Origin of the sequence: Streptomonospora halophila (assembly GCF_039542725.1) — a bacterium.
Classification (GTDB): domain Bacteria; phylum Actinomycetota; class Actinomycetes; order Streptosporangiales; family Streptosporangiaceae; genus Streptomonospora; species Streptomonospora halophila.
Window position 1 is genome coordinate 115,522 of record NZ_BAABIK010000003.1, and the last position, 16,425, is coordinate 131,946.

12 protein-coding genes and 1 pseudogene are annotated in these 16,425 nt (G+C 67.9%); 6 read left to right on the forward strand and 7 right to left on the reverse strand.

The annotated features are described in order from the left end of the window. The first annotated feature begins 25 nt into the window (after positions 1 to 25). From ABEA15_RS04055 to ABEA15_RS04065, 3 genes are read left to right on the forward strand one after another with little or no spacing between them, the layout of a single operon-like run. Positions 26 to 295, forward strand: coding sequence for a hypothetical protein (locus tag ABEA15_RS04055; RefSeq protein ID WP_345555545.1), 270 nt, complete (start codon positions 26 to 28; stop codon positions 293 to 295). Beyond that, on the forward strand, positions 288 to 905 hold the full coding sequence (locus tag ABEA15_RS04060; RefSeq protein WP_345555546.1) for a DUF6879 family protein: 618 nt from the start codon (positions 288 to 290) through the stop codon (positions 903 to 905). Before ABEA15_RS04055 ends, ABEA15_RS04060 begins: the two co-directional genes overlap by 8 nt. A gap of 16 nt (positions 906 to 921) precedes the next feature. Next, a complete protein-coding gene (locus ABEA15_RS04065) occupies positions 922 to 1,872 on the forward strand; it encodes a DUF6082 family protein (RefSeq protein ID WP_345555547.1) in 951 nt (316 codons plus the stop codon). Here ABEA15_RS04065 and ABEA15_RS04070 read toward each other — a convergent pair. From ABEA15_RS04070 to ABEA15_RS04080, 3 genes and pseudogenes are all read right to left on the reverse strand, one after another. Beyond that, a pseudogene (locus ABEA15_RS04070) lies at positions 1,805 to 3,916 on the reverse strand (GmrSD restriction endonuclease domain-containing protein); the annotation flags it as partial. The gene ABEA15_RS04065 and the pseudogene ABEA15_RS04070 sit on opposite strands and share 68 nt — an antisense overlap. A 168-nt stretch (positions 3,917 to 4,084) precedes the next feature. Next, complete coding sequence (locus ABEA15_RS04075; protein ID WP_345555548.1) at positions 4,085 to 4,279, reverse strand: DUF397 domain-containing protein; 195 nt, start codon at positions 4,277 to 4,279, stop codon at positions 4,085 to 4,087. 9 nt (positions 4,280 to 4,288) lie between these two features. Then, the gene (locus tag ABEA15_RS04080; RefSeq protein ID WP_345555549.1) at positions 4,289 to 5,137 is read right to left on the reverse strand and encodes a helix-turn-helix domain-containing protein; all 849 of its coding nucleotides are present in this window, start codon (positions 5,135 to 5,137) and stop codon (positions 4,289 to 4,291) included. Positions 5,138 to 5,698: 561 nt separating this feature from the next. On the opposite strand from ABEA15_RS04080, the gene ABEA15_RS04085 reads away from it, so the two are divergent. Further along, the gene (locus ABEA15_RS04085; protein WP_345555550.1) at positions 5,699 to 6,169 is read left to right on the forward strand and encodes an ATP-binding protein; all 471 of its coding nucleotides are present in this window, start codon (positions 5,699 to 5,701) and stop codon (positions 6,167 to 6,169) included. 48 nt (positions 6,170 to 6,217) lie between these two features. Here ABEA15_RS04085 and ABEA15_RS04090 read toward each other — a convergent pair whose 3' ends face one another. The 3 genes from ABEA15_RS04090 to ABEA15_RS04100 form a co-directional block, all read right to left on the reverse strand. Continuing rightward, on the reverse strand, positions 6,218 to 7,279 hold the full coding sequence (locus tag ABEA15_RS04090) for a restriction endonuclease subunit S (RefSeq protein ID WP_345555551.1): 1,062 nt from the start codon (positions 7,277 to 7,279) through the stop codon (positions 6,218 to 6,220). Positions 7,280 to 7,398: 119 nt separating this feature from the next. Next, positions 7,399 to 9,396: a type I restriction-modification system subunit M gene (locus ABEA15_RS04095; RefSeq protein WP_345555552.1), complete on the reverse strand. Its 1,998-nt coding sequence runs from the start codon at positions 9,394 to 9,396 to the stop codon at positions 7,399 to 7,401. Positions 9,397 to 9,488: 92 nt separating this feature from the next. Next, positions 9,489 to 11,570: an N-6 DNA methylase gene (locus ABEA15_RS04100; RefSeq protein WP_345555553.1), complete on the reverse strand. Its 2,082-nt coding sequence runs from the start codon at positions 11,568 to 11,570 to the stop codon at positions 9,489 to 9,491. Positions 11,571 to 11,735: 165 nt separating this feature from the next. On the opposite strand from ABEA15_RS04100, the gene ABEA15_RS04105 reads away from it, so the two are divergent. Beyond that, entirely contained in the window at positions 11,736 to 13,442 is a 1,707-nt protein-coding gene (locus tag ABEA15_RS04105) for a TIGR04141 family sporadically distributed protein (RefSeq protein ID WP_345555554.1), read from the forward strand. Positions 13,443 to 13,953: 511 nt separating this feature from the next. Here ABEA15_RS04105 and ABEA15_RS04110 read toward each other — a convergent pair. Continuing rightward, positions 13,954 to 15,309, reverse strand: a complete 1,356-nt coding sequence (locus tag ABEA15_RS04110) for an MFS transporter (RefSeq protein ID WP_425579356.1) — start codon at positions 15,307 to 15,309, stop codon at positions 13,954 to 13,956. Positions 15,310 to 15,803: 494 nt separating this feature from the next. Between ABEA15_RS04110 and ABEA15_RS04115 the strand changes: the two genes are divergently transcribed. Then, positions 15,804 to 16,425: hypothetical protein (locus tag ABEA15_RS04115; protein ID WP_345555555.1), on the forward strand; the 622-nt coding region annotated here is incomplete at its 3' end.

Here is a 16,425-nt window from a genome sequence, read left to right on the forward strand (position 1 = left end):
GCCCCCTGCACATGGGAGGATCCCAGTGGAACGCCTGTGGGACGTTGACCTCTCCGCTCGGTTCAAGCGGCGTATGGGCAAGACCGCAGCCGAACTCGACAAGAGCCGGGTCAACGACGACTGCCCGGAGATCTGGGAACTCGACAACGGAGATGTCGCGATCGTGGGGCGCGATGTCACGGAGCGATTCGGCGACCGCCTGCCGACCGGGCTGAGCGTAGGCACCGACGAGCGGCTGGTGGTCATCCCCGGTGAGATGCTGCGCGCCGCCAAGGAGGACATCGCCGATGTTTGACGACATCCGTGCCGCTGAGGGCACCTTTCTGGACCGCCGCGCCTACCGTGCGGACGCCGCCGACCTGCGCGCGGACCCGGCCATGACCGGCGAGGTGTGGAAACTGGAACGGTCGCAGTTCTTCTACGAGACCGGGGACCCCGCCTGGGACGCGTTCTGCTCCGGCGACTGGGACCGCGTCCTGGAGATCTTCGAGAGCGAGCGCGCCGCCATTCGGGGCGAGGCCGAGCAGTACGCGCGCCTGGGTCTCAGGCTGCGGCGTCTGCGCATCGTCGAGCTCCCGCCCACCCCTTACCTTCGGTGGGAGATGTACAGTCATCGGATATTCGTCGAGAGCGGTTTCGAGATCGGAGTACTCGACGCCGGCCGGGTCCGCTTGTTCGAGCGGGAACGGCCCCTACCGGAACTCATGGTGTACGGCGGGGAAGTTGTCTACCAGGTCCACTACGACGAGCGTTGGGCCCCGGCCGGGGCGAAGCGGGTCGACGATCCTGCGCTGGCGCGTGACGCCGCCAACACTGTTTCCGCGCTGTACCGGCAGGCCGAACCGTTCATGGAGTTCTTCGGGCGAGAGATCGCTCCCCGGACTCCGGAGCCCGTCACGGCCTGAGCCGAGGCGGTGGACGGTGGTGCCGTCCTCGGCATCGGAGCGCGGAAACACCCGGCCGCTGACTGTTGCCACGGTTCTGCTGCTCGTCGTGGTGGCGCTCGTGCTCGTCGGCTTTTCGCCGCTGGGGCTGCGGGCCTTCGGCGGGGCCGACGGGGAGTGGGAGCGGTTGAGTCTCATCGGGCAGACCTACGGCGCGGTGTCCGCGTTGATCTCGGTCCTGGCGCTGGTCGGTGTGGCGGTGACGTTGGTCTTCCAGGCGCGGGAGACGCGCCACTCGGTCGAGGAGAGCCGCCGCCAGGCGATGGGCGAGCTGCTCCAGATGGCCATGGACGATCCCGATCTTGACGAGTGCTGGGGGCCGGTGCCCGCTGACGAGGATCCCAAGGCCCGCAAGCAGCAGCTCTACACGAACATGATCGTGACGCAGTGGGGGACGGCGTTCCGGGCGGGCGCGATGCCGGAGAGGCGGCTGCGGGCGAACGCCGCCGAGATGTTCCGCGGGCCGGTGGGGCGCGCCTACTGGGCTGCCGCTCGCGAGTCCCGGTTGAGGACGACCGGCCGCCGGCTGGATCGGCGGTTCAACGAGATCCTCGACGAGGAGTATCAGAAGGCGGGCCCTGCCGAGCCCGCGCAGCTCGGCGACGACCGCGAGGGCGGCGTGCCCCCGGAGGGAGCGGAACGCACCCGCAGCGGCGCGGGGCGCCTGCTGCTGGCTTTCGCAAGCGGTGCGGCGGTCGCCGGTGCCGCCGCCGGGATCGTCCGGCACCTGCGCCGGAACGCTGCTCGCTCGCAAGGAGCAGCAGGAACTACTCAAGTGCCGGCTGGTCCCGAAGGCCCGCCTTCAGGGCCTCGTCGCGGACGCTTTTCAGCGTGGCCTTACCGCCGGCCTTCTTGGCGTGCCAGAAGGTCCAACCGTTGGCGGACTGCCGGTTCAGGACGAACATGGCCGCCGACGACACGGACGTGAAGATCTCCCCGGAGTCGACCTTCACATGGCCGTCGCCGAGGACGGTGGCGGTGTAGCGCTCACCGGCGCGGGTGCCGAAGATCTCCTGCCCGGCAGCCAGGTAGCCGTTCCGGACGAGTTGGGCCACGGTGACGTCGTAGCGTGCCCGCCCTCGCCGGGCGGCACGCCGCTCGGGCGTCACGTGCTTGGGGACCGTGAATCCGTAGTTCTCCGGTGCCCACACCAGTTCGCACAGCCGCTGGTACAGCTTCTGGCGCTCGTCGATGGCTTTCGCGGTGAACTCGGAGTCGTTCTTGTAGCTCTGGAACAGTCTCGCCAGCCCGTACTCCCTGTTGGTGCGGAGCTTGCGGAACCCGGGGTTCCTGGCGCGGTGGAACTCCGGGTGGAGCGAGGCGGCGAGCACGTTCTGCTGGCGGTAGGACTCGACCTTCTCGCTGAGGGGAGCGTCCCGGTAGCTCGCGTTTTCGCTCTTGTCCAGGAGCAGCAGGGCGCCGAGCCGATCGCGCAGGGCGTTGAACTTGGCGAGTGTGGGTGCATCGGACTGGTAGCGCTCGGGCTTGTCGGCCCAGATGTGCTCGATCTCGTACGGACGCTGTCGGCGCAGGTAGTCGGCGATGGGGTCGGGCTTGCCGCATTCCTTCTCCACCCAGGCGGTGACCCGGGCGAGCAGGTAGCGCACCTGCTTCCTGTTGTCGTGCCGCAGGCCGAACTTGGTCGCGGCGATCCCGGTGAAGTCGTCGTCCAGTCCGGCGATCTCCTGGCTGAGCAGGTTCCTGACGTCGTCACCGGTTCGGCAGTCGCGGAGCCGCGGCACCAGATGGGCCACCTCGTCGTCCAGGGCCTCGGGTTGGCGCGCCCTGTCGTTCACGAAGCGGCGAACGTAGAGGAGGTCGAGGTATCCGGCGATCGGGACCGTCTTCCTCCAGAACTCGTCGAGGTCGTCGGTGGGGGAAACGGCGGCGAGGATCGCGGTGTACTGCCAGTCGAGTCCGTTCACCGCGTTGTAGAAGACGGCTTCGCGGCCCTCGTAGGGCTCTTTCGCGGCGCGCAGCAGGGAGGCGTACCGGTCGGCGAGGCCGCAGACTTCATCGGTGACGAAGCGGTCGTAGGAGTCCTTGCCGTGCAGGCTGAGCCGGCCGTGGTTCTCGCGGACCCATTCGTGCGCCGCCGTGCCGATCCTGTCGGTGTCGCTGTCCGGTCCGGTTTCGGAGAGATCGGCGAACTTGGCGGTCAGCATGGCGGTGATGAAGTCGCTGGGAGTGTGGGGCTCGTTGGCGATGATCTGGGCGAGCATCTCCCGCCACTTCACGTCGAGTCGGTGACGGTCGTGGCCGTGGGAGAGCAGGAAGCCCTTCAGTAGTTCGATGGGGTCGAGCTTGACGCCCCGGTCGTTCATCGTCTTGAAGATCTCCCAGCCCTGTTCGCGGCTGTCGGCTTTGATACCGACGAGGCACACGCGGTCGCGGAGCCAGTCCAGGAAGGGGAGGAGGCTTTCGCCGCGGAGCTCGGGCGGGAAGGTCTCGTCGAGGTCGCGGGCGCGTTCGTGGAGGTTGCGCAACGACTGTGTGGAGTTCTTCGGGAGGGTGTAGGGGCCTCCCTTGTAGATGGAGTCGAGTAGTGCGCTCCGCTCGTCGATGGCGATGGTGTAGGTGCGCCGGCCGTGTTTGGAGACCCTGATGAGTTTGTCGAGTTCGCTCAGGTCGTCGTCGGCGTCGATCTGCTGCTCGACGAGCAGTCGGCGGAGGTGCATCAGCAGCAGGTGGAGCGTGGTGATGCGCTGCTGGCCGTCGACGAGGTAGGTGGTCTCACCTTCTTCGAAGTACACGAACGGCCCGAGGAAGTAGGGGGCGTACTCGGACGTCTGCGACCTGCTGTGCTCGGGGTGCCACGAGGCGGCGAACCGCTGGTACAGGTCCTCGACGAGGGAGCCGACGTGCTTGCGGGTCCAGACGTATTCACGCTGGTAGTAGTCCAAGCCGAACCGCTGGCCGGAGAAGAGTTGCTCGATGGTGAAGCCGTGACCGCTGATGGGGGATTCGGCCATGCGGGGCGACGCTCCTCGTTGATCGACGCAGCACGGGGGACGCTGATCGTCGTACCCCTTCGATGGAAGGAGCGAATCCCGGTGGATGACCCGATCCGGCCACTGCGACTCCCGAGTTACCGGTATGCCGCCGCCGGAGCCCGACCCTCGGGGAAGAGTCGGAGAGTTCTACAAGCGGGCGGCCTTCACAGCGGTGAGGAACGCCGACCACTCGGCCCTGGGGAAGGACAGGTGCCCCGCCTGGGGGTGCCTGGAGTCCCGCACGGCGACCGAGGAGGGGAGCTGGGCGTACTCGACGCAGTTGGCGTTAGTTCCACTGTAGGAGCTTTTACGCCAGGTTCTCGCTGAGAGACGAGTACTCATGCGATGCCTTCATTCGTGATCGAGTTCTCTTGCGATGGCCGCAACAGTATCCACGGACTCTTGCTGTGTCAGTGCGACTGACTTCAGCCTATCGGCCTCGGTCCGGAAGAAGTCGACTTGTTCCGGCTTCTCCAGGAAAAGCCCGGAGATCTTGTGGTCCAGGTAGGCCACAGGGCAGTCCTTGGCGAAGTCGAACAGGGCGAAAGCGCCGTCCAGACCGGTGTGCGCGCCCACGGAGTAGCGCAACACCCACAGGTTCACATTGGGACGCTCGGTGGCCTCGATGAGGTGCCGGAGCTGGCGTGCCATGATCTTCGGGCTACCGACGTTCCGCTGAAGTGCACACTCGTCCAAGATCACCTCAAAGGCCGGTGGCTTCTCCCGGCTGAGGATCGCCTGGCGGCTCATTCGGGCGGCCACCCGGACTTCGGCATCGTCCTCCGAAATACCGCCCGCCTTCATGAGTGCCCGCGTGTAGTCCGGCGTTTGCAGTAATCCGGGCATGAGCAACGGCTCGAAGTTGAAGATGCTGGTCGCGGCGGGCTCGATCTGGATGAGGGTCCTCGACTCTTGGGACAGTGGGCCCTGGACTTCCCACAGATTCGGCTCATCGGCCCGCTCGGTCTTGGCCAGCAGACGATCGCGCTCGTCTCCGGTGACGCCGTAGATGACCAGGAGCGAGGCCACGTCTTCGGTCGTGATGCCCTGCTTCCCGGTCTCGATCCGGGAGAGCCGGGAGGGTTGCCAGCCAAGTTGTGTTGCGACGTGTCGGAGGCTGAATCCCCGCATGTTGCGCAACGCTCTCAGATCAGCCCCCAAGCCGCGACCGGCGATGGTGCTCTGGCGTGCCTGGGACATGCGTTCCTCCGTGGCCGTTTCGCGGGCGTAGCGGGATGACTGGGAGCGCGGACTTCCCAAATGTGGACATGTCTCTCGGGTTTCGAGTTTTTCTGGGAAAGCTTGTCACGTTGCTTTGGTGTTGAGCTACTGTTGCGAACATAATAGCAACACTTCAACCTTGGGAGGAGTCAGCATGCCCATGCCCTCGCCCGAACCGTCCATAGGATCTGTCCGCCGCTCCCTGCTCTCCCGCTTGCAGGAGGAGATCCACGGGTTCAGTCGGCCCGCTCTGATCGCCTTGGTGGGTTCCAACCATCCGGTGCTCTACACCACCGGACCTGACGGTCGCCGGGTCGCCGTCGTGGCCATGTGGCTGGGGGACTCCTGGTGGTTCGTCTGGGGCCGGAACGGTCAGGATTCGGCGGACTCTCCGCGTGATGTGGCCGCGGTCCTCGCTGGGCTTCCCCCGGCGGACCCGGGCGGCGCGGGAAAAGTCCGTGCCCTGTTCAGCCGCCGCCCTCGCGCACGCGGTAAGCAGGTCGCGCAGACCGCTTCGGGCGCGCTTGCGGAGGTGGCGTGATGGAAGACGTACTCTCCCCGTTCACGCTCAGCGCCTACCGGTGCTTTCCCGGTGTGGCGGAGCAGTGCCGCGAGGCCCGCCTCTGGGTGCGGACGCTGGTGCGCGACTTCCACGACGTGGCCGACGCCGTAGAAGTGGTGGCCAGCGAGTTCTTCAGCAACGCCCTGCGCCACACCGCCTCGGGCCGCCCCGGCGGCGAGGTGGACGTGGGGCTCGTCGGTCTGGCGGCGGGTGTCCTCCATCTGGAGGTGATCGACCATGGGCAGGCCACCACCCGCGCCGAGCGCCGATCCTTCGACCCAATGCGCCCCGGCGGCTGCGGCCTGGTTCTCGCCGCCGTTCTCTCCCACGGCTGGGGTCGCGTGCCGGCCGAAGCCGACCCGTGCTGCGGCGTCCACACCCCTACCCCCGACGACTACACCGGCCCGATGGTCACCTGGGCCCACTTCCACACCAGGATCCGACGCTGACCCTTATCCCAGTCTCCGGCACGGCGGCCGTCGATCCACGCCCCGACGTCACCCCGCGGCCGCCCGCCCCGCTGTCGTCACATCGATCTGCCCAGTCACAGCCGCAGTGATGAGCGCTTGGCGCCGTTCAGCGAGGAGGATGTTCGCACGTTCCATGCTCGCAAGAATTTGCTCCATCGCTGATACTTCTTTATCAACCTGTTTGGTAACTTCTCGTTGTTGCGCAAGAGGAAAAACAGGAACCGGCATTTGCTTCATTGCTGATACGTTGAAGTGCGATTGAATGCTTCCAACAGAATATTGTTCAACTCGTCGTTTTGCCCAGTCAGAATTTAAGATATACTCAAGATACTTAGAGTTCATGTCAGGTGATGGTCGAACCAGGACAAGGTCGATGCAGTTTGCGCCGTCAAGTTCAGGCGGAATGACGGCAGCCGCTCCGGCTTGACCTGTCCTGACGACGACTAAGTCGCCTTGACGGAGCGTGGACTTGCGGTGTGCAGCGTGGCCTTCTCGGCTGATATGGACAAGATTGCTATTTGAGATCTTTCCTGATGTGACGTTCATTCCCCGGAGTGCAGGGATGCCGGCGCTATCGACGTACCATGCGGCGGGGGTGACAACTATCCCGACCGTGATTAATTGCGTCCCATATTTCAGCGGCTTTGTCACAATGTTGGTGGCGTCGAGGCCAAGCAGCTTCTCGATGACACGCTCTCTTCGCAAGGTCAAAAGGTCGCGCATGCGCTCCCTGGTTTTTCTGATGCCATCGATTCTTGCTGTTTCGGAATCGAGGAAATCGGCGATGCATCGCTGTTCATCGAGGCTGATCTGGGGGAACGAGAGCGATCCGATGTCTTCTGAGGAGACGGATTTATATGTGGTTCCCGTGGCGACCGATTGAAGCCGATCCACCTGACTGTGAAGCCACCACCACAGGAATCTGGGGTTGCAATTTATGGCTCTGATTGCGACAAGTCCACGACCGATTCCATAATTTCGATCAGCGATATTTAACGCGCCTACCGGGGCGCGGACGGAGATGAGTATATCGCCGGATTTGCAAGTTTTGTTTGGTGTTTCACACTCAAACTTGGCGGCAGGGTGCACGTGCGTGAACTCTGCGTTTCCTTGAAGAAATGGAGTCCGATTATTGAGGGGGAATACATTGGCTGACGGCGGGGACTGTCCGGCATTAATCCATGTAACATATTTAAGAGGCCGTGCGCTCACTCCGTCACCTCCCCCAACAGCCGCTGGATCTCGCCCTCAAGCTCCTGGAGCTCCGCGTCGATCTCCTCCAGTGGCCTCGGCGGGGTGTACTCATAGAAGTACCTGGTGAACGGGATCTCGTACCCCACCTTGGTTTTACTCTCGTCGATCCAAGCGTCCGGGACATGCGGCAGAACCTCACGCTCCAGGTAGGCATGGATATCCTCGTCCAGCGGGACGTTCTCGTTGTCGCGCAGGTCCGGGTCCGGAAGAACATCGCCCTTCTTGTCCTTCTGCAGCTCGCCCTCCGGATCGCTGACGCTGACCGCGTTCCACACCTGCTTGGTGACAGCGGCCGGGATACCGGTCAGGCCCGCGTCGGCGTAGGCGGCCTTCATTGTGGCGTCGAAATCGGCCCTGCTGTAGACCGGCTCCCGGCCCGCCAGAGGACGCAGCGCGGCGAGAAGCTTGTCTCGCAGGTCGGTGTCCTTGGCGAGGGTCTTGTTGGCCTCCAGCTCGGCCAGCGCCTCCTCGGTCACCTCGAAACGCAGCCGCAGCGGGCGCTCGACCGTGATCCGCCGGTACCCGAAATCCCTCGGCCGGAACACCTTCACCCGCGGGTCCGACTCCGCCTCGGAGAGGGCGTTCACGTACAGCTTCTTCAGCTCCGCGATCCGGTCGTCCGGGATGAATTTGCGCTTGTCGCCGAGGCTCTTGCGCATCTTCTCCCACTCGTCGCGGGCGTCCAGCAGGATCACTTTGCCCTTGTGGGCCGGATCCTTCTTGTTCGACAGGATCCAGAAGTAGGTGGAGATGCCCGTGTTGTAGAAAAGCTGGTCCGGCAGGGCCACGATGCCCTCCAGCCAGTCGTTCTCCAGGATCCACCGGCGGATGTCGGACTCGCCCGACCCCGCGCCGCCCGTGAACAGCGGGGAACCGTTGAACACGATCGCCACGCGCGCGCCGCCCTCCTCGGGGCTGCGCATGTGGTGGATCATGTGCTGCAGGAACAGCAGCGAACCGTCGTTGATCCGGGGAAGGCCGGCGCCGAACCGGCCCCGGTACCCCTTGTTCTCGTGCTCGGCCTCGACCTCGTCACGTGCCTGCTTCCACTCGACCCCGAACGGCGGGTTGGCCAGCAGGTAACTGAACGACTGTGCGGCGTGCCGGTCGTCGGTGAAGGAGTTGCCGAGCTTGATGTTGTCGGCCGGCTCGCCCTTGATCAGCATGTCCGAGCGGCTGATCGCGTAGGACTCCGGATTCATCTCCTGGCCGAACACCTTCACGGTCGCGTTCGGGTTGTGCTCGGTGATGAAGTCCTCGGCGGCGGTGAGCATGCCCCCGGTCCCGCACGCCGGGTCCAGCACGGTGAACACCCTGCTCGGGGTGAGCAGCTCGGCCTCGTCCGGCGACAGCAGCAGCTGCACCATCAGGTTGATGACCTCCCGCGGGGTGAAGTGCTCACCGGCGGTCTCGTTGGAGATCTCGGAGAACCTGCGGATCAGCTCCTCGAACAGGTAGCCCATCTGGTGGTTGGACACCCGCTCCGGGCTCAGGTCCATATCGGGCTCAGCAAACCTGCCCGCCACCTGGTACAGCAGCTTCGACTTCTCCAACCGGGCAATCTGGTTGGTGAAGTCGTAGTGCTCGAAGATGTCCGCGGCCGTCGAGGAGAAACCGCCGACGTAGGTGCGCAGGTTCCGGGCGATGACATGCTCGTCGGTCTCGGCCCCCACGATCTTCGGCAGGCTCAGGTTCGACTCGTTGAAGAAGCTCAACCCCAGCGGCCGGACGAACGACAGGAGCTGGCGCTCCCGGTTCTCGATGCCCTTCTCCTTCAGCTCGTCGCGCTTCTCGATGATGGCGGCCTTGTGCGGCTCCAGCACGCACTCCAGCCGCCGCAGCACGGTGAACGGCAGTACCACCCGGCCGTACTCCGACTGCTTGTAGCTGCCGCGCAGCAGGTCGGCCACCGACCAGAGGAAACCGGCGAGCCGCTGATGCTCAGAACTCATGGCGGGTCTTCCTTACCAAGGATGAAGGGGTCAGGGGAAAGTCTGCGACGCGGTGACGACAGGCGCGACCGGTTCCGCCGAGCCGGCGCCGATCATTCGTCGAAAGTGCCTTCCGGCCCGTCCGCGACCGGGCGGAGCGCGCCGTGGATCAGGCCGTCGACGATCGTGCGCCGCGCGTCGTCACCCGCCCGGTACAGCCCGTCGAGAGTGGCGCGGAACTCCTCCAGCCGGCGGAAGGCCGCACCGATCCGCTGCTGGTCGAGCAGCGGCAGGCGCGGCAACCCCACCCGCCGGACGTCGACGAGGGAGGAACGGTTCAACGAGAGTGAGGAGGAGCGCTGCGCCACCTCGGAGCCGCTGAACACGGCCGCCAGGAACCACGAGTCGACCGCGTCGGGGTCCGGGCGCACGACCACCACGTTGCCCGCGACGGGAGTTCCCGCTTCGGTGTCGTCGACCACCCGGGCGGCCGGGCGGGGGACCGGCGCGCGCGGCACCAGCACATCACCCGCCCGCACCCGGAGCGTGTCCACACCCTCCGGCATCCGCTGCGACGGCGGCCCCCCGGACAGCACCTCCTTCACGGTGAACGCGAGACGGGATTCCGGTCCGGGGACGCCCTCCTCCCCGCGGCGGTGCGACGGGGTCCAGAGCAGCTCGACCTGCCCGCGGCGCACCAGATCATGCACGGTCACCGTGGCCCGTGACCCCGGCGACGCCTCGGCGACATCCGGTAGCAGACCCGAGAGCCGACCGGCGAGGCCGGCCAAGGCCTCCCGGGCCGCACCGAGTCCGGACACATCGGGGGCGGCCGGGGCGAGGTGCCGGGCCGGGGTGAGATCCACGTCCTCGCCGAGGAGGTCGACCACCGGCACCGCCCGCCAGTAACCGGCCTCCTCGCTGCCGGCCTCCCCGCCGCCGGCCTGCCGGTCGGCAGCAAACGGCTCATAGGCGGCCAGCACCGCATCTCGCACCTTCGGCCAGGCGGGCTCCACGACCGCCGCGGCGGCATCGACGAGCAGCACCTCGGACGGCGCGGCCTCCCCTTCAGCGGGGCGCCGCAGCACCCACAGCATGAGCGGAATGCCCATCGGGGGCGCGAGCCCTGCGGGCAGCGAGACCACGGCGCGCAACGCCCTCCGGCGCAGCAGCTCCGTTCGGATCCGGCGGCCGGAACGCCGCGACGCCACCCCCGGCGGGAGGACCACCACGACCGCACCGCCGGGCCGGGCACGGGCGAGCGCGTGCTGCACCCAGGCGAGCTCCGAGTCGCCCTTCGCCGGCAGCCCGTACTCCCAGCGGGCGTCGAACTCCAGCTCCTCCACACCCCAGTCCCGCTGGTTGAACGGCGGGTTCACCAAAACCGTGTCGGCGGACAGATCGGGGAAGGCGTCCTCGCGCAGCGAGTCGTCCGCGCGGATATCGGGTTCGGCACCGGCCAGCGCCAGCCGCACCCCGGCGAGCCGCGCCAGCCCCGCGGCCAACTCCTGTCCGACCGGACGCACTCCCCGACCGCGCAGGAACGCCGTGCGCAGCAGGGTGGCGGCGCCGCACGCCGGGTCGAACACGGTCCCCTCGGGGCGGCCGGCGAGATCCACCATCAGCTCGGCGAGCTCCTCGGGGGTGGCCGTGAACTGGCGGGTGACCGAGGTGAGGAAGCGCTCGTAGAGCCGCTCGAACGCCTCCTGCGGACCGCCCTGGCTACGAGCCAGCTCGGCGAGGGCGTCCAGCGTCTCCCGGAACGTGTGTACAGGGGGAAGCTCCGGAGCCCCGATGCCGGGAACGGCTGTGAACACCGCCCGGATACAGTCGTCCAGCTCGGCATCCGCCATTCCCGCCGTGTCGCGCTCCGAGGTCGCCACCAGCAGGGCTGCACCCGTGAACGCCACCGCGTCGGCGGTGTCCAGCCGGCCCCGCGCGGCGTCCATGAGCTGCCACACCGACTCCACGCTCGGCGCCTGGTCGAGCTTGCCCTGCTGCTCCAGCCAGCGGCGCACCTCGCGCAGGTCGAACGAAGGGCTGGTGTCCGTGCCGCCCACCGGTTCCGGGAAATCGCCGTACCTGCGCCGCCAGTTGCTCACCGCGGCGCGCCCCACCCCCGCCAGGCGGGCGATCTCGGCCGCGCTGACGGTCGCGGCGTCGCCGTCGCCGGTGTCCGGCACCGATCTAGCCATGGTGTTGACCCTATCGCAGCCGCATGTGCAGTAGAACACATGTACACAGAAATGTGCCTGTTGACTAAGTTCACAAGCTCGACGTACATTGACGGAGTCGCCGTTGAGTGTGTGCTCAACGGTGCGTTCACGACCGTGTTTCGCTGCTTCCCCCGGGAGATCGCAATGACAACCAGAACGGCACTTCCCCACGCCGAGCCGCCCCGACCCGGCGGCCGCGTCCGCGAGGTCACGCTGTACCGGCTGACCGATGTAGAAGCGAATGAGCAGGACATGCGCGCCGTCTTCGACGAAGCCGGAACCGCCCGCCGGCAGCTCGACCTCAGAACAACCCGCATCGACGGCATGCTCGCGGTGGTGCTGTACGGGATGCGCGGCGGCGAACGCCCGCCCGACTGGCAGGCCGACGCCACCCGGACCACCGCGGTCGACCTGGACTTGCGCAAGACGTCCCCGGTCGCCGCCGTCCTCATCGCGGTGGACGACCGCGTCTACGCGTTCAGCTACGGGGGCGGCCACCACCTCATCCCGAGGGACCTCCGGGACCCGGAGTTCGGACGCACGTTCGCCGCCTGCGCCCTCGACCCGGCAACGGTGGCAACCGTGAACACCCGCGACATGGACACCGTGAACCGGTACGGCAGCACCCACATCCCGCGCGGCCAGGCGGTGCGCACCTTCGGCCTCCGGCACGAACGGGACTTGGTGAACCGGCTCAAGGCCAAGTGCGGGCTGAACGAGCTCACGGCCGCGCGGGGTGGTGAGAAGGCGCGTTTCGCCGAATGCGGGGACGGCATCCGCACCCACCTCGGTGTCGACCAGGCCGACCTCGTCAACGACATCCGCTTCATCGCCGCCACCGTGAAGGACGGGCAGGTGCGCGAGGAAATGCGGTTCCTGGAGGACCGCAAGGAGGTCCGTTCCCCTGAGAAGGTCGAGGCGCTCTGGTCGCTGGTCGAGGACGGGCTGCGCGACCCGGAGTCCGTCGGGCTGGCGATCGCCCCGCCGCTGGACGTCTTCGACCAGCTCGACGACGCGCGTTCGTTCCGGGTCCGCATCGGCCCCGCGACGTGCCCGCTGCGTACCGAACTCCGGGAGGAGGACCTGGTGGCGCGGCTCCGCCACCTGAAGGAGGGAACCCTCGCCCAGGCACTCAAGAGCGGCTGGATCAAGCTGTTCGAGGACGCCGACGGCCGGCGGGAGATCGCCACGCACCGCAACCTGTGCTACTGGATCGATGCCACGGTGTCGCCGGGCAGTGAGATGTACGTGCTGCGGGACGGGCGCTGGTACGAGTACGGCCCCCGCTACCTGGAGGAAGTGGGTCGCGAGGTCGCGGACCTCCTCGCGCGCGGCTCCTCCCTGGACCTTCCCGACTGGCCCGACCTGCTGGCCTACCGGCGCGACAAGGAGTCCCCCGAAGGTGCTTACAATCGGCGCGTCGGCGAGACGCAGCCCGGCTACCTCTGTCTGGACAAGAACCTCGCCCGCACCGAGGTCCACTCCGGCAACGGCGTCGAACTGTGCGACCTGCTGGGGCCCGGCAACGAACTGGTCCATGTCAAGCAGGCCTCGTCGGCAGCGGGCCTGAGCCACCTGTTCAACCAGGCCAAGTCGGCCGTGGAGAGCCTGCACTACGAGCGTCAGGCGCGCGAATGGTTCGCCGAGGCGGTGGCCCGCATCGACCCCGAGCGCGACCTCACCGGTTTCCAGCCGAGGACCGTCGTGTTCGCCCTCCGGCTGGCCAAGCACACCGATGTCACCGTCGACAACCTCTACCCGCTGGCCCAGGTCGAGCTGTACCGCACCGCCGTGGCCCTGCGCCGGTGCGGAATCGCCGTCGAGGTCGTCACCATCAGGCACAGGAGCTGATGGGGCGACACCCTTCGGACGAGCGGACCACGTCTTCTCCATCGCCCGATGGATGTCGGGTCGGTCCGCTCGTCGCCGGCCGGCGACGCCGTCGTGCGCGGCCCCAGAGGCGGCCAGGTGCTCGTCCGCGTAGGCGGTGAGCTCGGCGTCGTCGGAGAAGCCGGAGCGCCGGCGCTGCACGACGCCCTGCGGGTCGTCGGGGCCGGCCCGGTGGAAGGCCGCCGAGATGCGGGCGCGCCAGTCGATCACCAGGGGAGCGCCGCCGGCGTCGTGGACGAGGCGGCGCCCGATGGAGACCCGATCGGCTCCGCTTGCGCGGGGCGCGGGCCTGCGGATCGCCGGCCGCGCTCGTCGACGGTCCCGGGCGGCGGGACCGGCGGTATGGGCGTGCATGCGGAGGGGCGGCGGCGCGGCGGCGAGCGTCTCCGCAGGGCCGGACACCGCCGACCAGCTCTGCCTTTGTCTCAGCGAAGTTGTTTGTGGCGGGCGCCCGAGGGCGGTCGCTGGGGGGCTATCGGCGCAGCGCCGGTTCGGTCGGCTCGACCGGTTCCGGTTCGGCCGGTTCGGCTGCCGGCGCTGCCGTGGCCCCGCGGGGCCGCCGGGCGAAGGGGGCGGCCACTGCGATGACCGCGGGCAGAAGCGCCAGTGCCAGCACGACGGGCTGGTAGGAGCCGGTGGCGTCGCGGCCCACGGAGAGCAGGACCGGGCCCACGGCGGTGGAGGCCACGGCGATGGACTGGGTGAGCCCGCGCAGCGTGCCCAGGGTGGCGGTGCCGTAGTAGTAGGGGAACGCAGCCGCCTCCACAGCGCGCGCGCCGGCCGCTGCGGCACCCAGTGTCGCGCCGTAGGCCATAGCGCTGATCCCCGGTGAGACGAAGGGCAGCAGGGCCAGGGTGGCGGCGTGCACGGCCATGGACCCCGCGATGAGCAGCTTGGGCGAGAAGCGGTCGGTCGCCGAGCTGAAGGCCAGGGACGCCACGAGTCCGGCCACGGTCTGCGGCAGGAAGTTCGCCGCCGCCTGCGTGGGGGTGAGTCCCTGCTCGCCCAGCAGGGCGACCTGGTGGAAGAAGACCGCGGTGGTGACCAGCCCACTGCAGGCTACGGCGCCGGAGATCGTCCAGAACATCGATGTGCGCATCACGGCGCGCAGCGGCCAGGCGGCCGCGGCGTCGGCCGGGCCCGCGGTCCCCGACTCGTCCGTCGTGGCGGAGGCGTTGCGCACCCCGCGCATACCCCACCACGCGATCGGCAGGACGATCGCCCAGACCAGTAGCGCCTCGGCCAGCACCGCGTGCCGCCACCCCACGGCGGCGATCATCCGCTCGGCCAGCAGGGGGAACAGGGAGATCCCGGCCGCCCCGGCGGCGCTGGTGATGCCCAGAGCCGTGCCGCGGTTGCGGGTGACGGCGATCCCGACGGCCGTGGTGGCGATCATGGTCATACCGCCCTGACCCATGGCGCGCGCGCCGACGAACGCGGCGGTCAGCGAAACGAACTCGCGCGCGCCGGCGAGCAGCAGCAGGAACGCGCCGAAGGCCAGCGCGACGCAGGCCAGCACCGGGCGGACGCCGAAGCGGTCGACGGCGCGGCCGATCCAGGGCAGGACCAACGCCCCCGACAGGGTGCCGACCATGTAGGCGGTGGAGACCGCTGAGCGGCTGATGCCGACGTCGGCGATGATGTGGTCGACGAAGATGGAGATCCCGGCGGTTTGTCCGGGCCCGCTGAGCGCGCGAGCACCGTGCCGGAGAGAACGACGAGCAGAACCGGGTGCGGCGGTGCGGGGCGTGAACCTGCGAGCGGGGTGGACGCGGACGTGCGGGGGGCAGGCAGAAAGGACTCCTCGGTCGACGTGGACAGGCGGCACCGCCGGGGCCGGGCGGTCGGCCGCGTGAGCGGGGATCGGGCGGCGCTCCGGCGCGGGTTCCGGAGTGGCTCCTTCGACAGGACCCGCTGCGGCACGGAAGGCGGCCGACCCGTCGACTCTACTCTTCCGTCAGTGTTCAGACGGGGTTCATGCCCGGTTGCCTTCACCACACCGCGCGGCACCGTGGGCAGGGACGCTGCAGTGGCGCGCGATGGCGCGCCTCAGCCCTCAGCCCCCCTCGGGCGCATCTGTGCCGAGGAGTACGGCCGCCGCCTCATCCCGGCGATTCCTGCCTAAACCACAGTGATGGTGCTGGAAGTACCCAGGTCAGACGGTTTCGCCGGACCAACCCAGGGAAATGGCGTCGATATGCGGAGCGCCGCGGAGCGCAGCGGGATCGCCTGCGCCGGTGCTGCCGCGCGCCGCAACGGCCGCACCGACGCGTAGCGTCGCTTGGCGGCCGAGACGGCGCCCAGGATGTCGTAGGGGGGGACATGCCTGAAAACGACAGCGACGGCCAGGGCAGGACGCGGCCGCCCGCCCGAACGCGTGAAGACGGTGGGGAGAGGTCCGCCAAGCGGAGGCGGGACGACGAGAAGAAGCTTTCGCGGAGGCCGCACGGGCCCGATGGCAGTGGTCGCGGATCCGCTTCCGAAGAGCCGGATGTACTGCTCGACGTCCCGGTGGTCAAGGTGGACGAGATCCAGCTTGAGGTCGAGAACCTCCGGGCGCGGGTGTCTTTGCAGGCTGAGGTCCTGGACCTGGTGAAACTCAATGTGGGTGCGGATGTTGAACTCGGGCGTGTCGGTCTCACCATCAAGGGGGTCGAGGCGCAGGCCCTGTTGAAGGTGCGTCTCGACAATGTCGCTTCGATCATCGAGCGGGTCCTGGAAACGATCGACAACAACCCGCAAATTCTGGAGAACCTGACCCGCGGCCTGCAGTCGACGCTTGAGGACGTAGGCAGTGGCGCTGGTCAGGCCGTGGGCGAACTCGGCCGGGGTGCTGGCAGTGCGGTCGAGGACGTCGGCGAGGGTGCCGGTGGTGCGGTCCAGGAGGTCGGCCGGGGTGCTGGCAGTGCGGTCGAGGACGTCGGCGAGGGTGCCGGTGGTGCGG

Coding starts and splice junctions, on each gene's coding strand:
- ABEA15_RS04060 (WP_345555546.1), top strand. CDS start 288: ATGTTTGACGACATCCGTGCCGCTGAGGGCACCTTTCTGGACCGCCGC.
- ABEA15_RS04075 (WP_345555548.1), bottom strand. CDS start 4,279: ATGAGTACTCGTCTCTCAGCGAGAACCTGGCGTAAAAGCTCCTACAGT.
- ABEA15_RS04080 (WP_345555549.1), bottom strand. CDS start 5,137: ATGTCCCAGGCACGCCAGAGCACCATCGCCGGTCGCGGCTTGGGGGCT.
- ABEA15_RS04085 (WP_345555550.1), top strand. CDS start 5,699: ATGGAAGACGTACTCTCCCCGTTCACGCTCAGCGCCTACCGGTGCTTT.
- ABEA15_RS04095 (WP_345555552.1), bottom strand. CDS start 9,396: ATGAGTTCTGAGCATCAGCGGCTCGCCGGTTTCCTCTGGTCGGTGGCC.
- ABEA15_RS04100 (WP_345555553.1), bottom strand. CDS start 11,570: ATGGCTAGATCGGTGCCGGACACCGGCGACGGCGACGCCGCGACCGTC.
- ABEA15_RS04105 (WP_345555554.1), top strand. CDS start 11,736: ATGACAACCAGAACGGCACTTCCCCACGCCGAGCCGCCCCGACCCGGC.